General features: G+C 61.0%; 1 protein-coding gene. It reads left to right on the top strand.

The features are described from left to right. The first annotated feature begins 10 nt into the window (after nucleotides 1-10). Nucleotides 11-1,239, top strand: a protein-coding gene (locus BMW75_RS28990) for an IS3 family transposase (protein ID WP_092582907.1) whose coding sequence is annotated in 2 segments (ribosomal slippage) — nucleotides 11-358 and nucleotides 361-1,239 — 1,227 coding nt in all. Because the reading frame shifts where the segments join, the coding sequence is not laid out codon by codon here. The last annotated feature ends 50 nt before the right edge of the window (nucleotides 1,240-1,289 follow it).

Genomic DNA, 1,289 nt, shown 5'->3' with positions numbered 1-1,289 from the left:
GGAGAGTCAATTGGAATCAAGGATCAAGCGCACCCAGCGGGACTACAGCCTGGCTTTTAAACTGTCCGTTGTCGAGCAGGTGGAAAAAGGCGAGCTGACGTACAAAGAGGCTCAGCGCCGCTATGGAATCCAAGGTCGGTCGACGGTGCTGGTGTGGCTGCGCAAGCATGGTCGGCCGGGACTAAGCGGCTGGAGCCTGCCGACGGTCAGAGGAGTGGACATGGATCGTCAAGGCAAAGTGCTTACCCCCGAGCAGCGGATCAAGGAACTGGAGATTCAGCTCAAGGAAGCCCGCGAGAAGGCGCAGTTGTTTGAGGCCGTGGTCAATGTGTTGGAGAAGGATTACGGGGTACGCGTCGTAAAAAAGCCTTTGGGCAAGTCCTCACGCAAAAGCTCGTCCAAGGGCTGAGCGTGGCAAGGGCTTGCCGTTACATGGGCCATAGCCGCCAGGCGTATTACAAGAGCAGGCATAAAGAGCGCGAGCGCCAGCAGCAGGCATGCCAAGTGGTATCAATGGTCACCGCGCTGCGGGTACGTCAACCGAAGTTGGGTACGCGCAAGCTGCATCACGTGCTGGGCCAGCCGCTACGCGAGGCGGGGATCAAGGCCGGGCGCGATGCGCTGTTCGACATCCTGCGCAGCGCCCGGATGCTGGTGCGGCCGCGCCGGGCGTATCACAAGACCACAGATAGCCATCACCGCTTCCGACGCCACCCGAACCTGCTCAAGGCAGGCGAAGGCCAAGTGGTGCCGACGGGCCCCGAGCAGGTCTGGGTAGCCGACATCACCTACCTGCCGACCGCCCAGCGGTGCACCTACTTGAGCTTGGTGACTGACGCCTACTCGCGCAAGATCGTGGGGTACCACGTGGCAGAGAATCTGCAAACCGAGGGGGTGCGCCGCGCACTGGAGATGGCGCTGCGCTCGCGGCGCTCGAGCCAATCGCTGGTGCACCACTCGGATCGAGGAATCCAGTATTGCTCAACGTACTACCAGCGCCTGCACGCGCGGCACGGCATCCGTTGCTCAATGACTGACGGCTACGACTGCTACCAGAATGCCTTGGCAGAACGGGTCAACGGCATCCTGAAGGGAGAGTTGTTGCTCCACAGGCCCGCTGATCTGGCCCAAGCCCGGCTCATGGTCAAGCAGTCCGTCGATATCTACAACACCGAGCGACCGCACCTGTCCCTACAATGCAAAACACCCGATGAAGTTCATCGGGTGTTCAGTCCGTAGCCTGCTACGGATACCGTGCCGTAGGTGTCAACCTATGGCAGGACGGGTCA

Origin of the sequence: Achromobacter sp. NFACC18-2 (assembly GCF_900108985.1) — a bacterium.
Taxonomy (GTDB): Bacteria; Pseudomonadota; Gammaproteobacteria; order Burkholderiales; family Burkholderiaceae_B; genus Achromobacter.
Note: the sequence above shows the minus strand (reverse complement) of the source record. Positions and strands in the feature narration are given on the sequence as shown.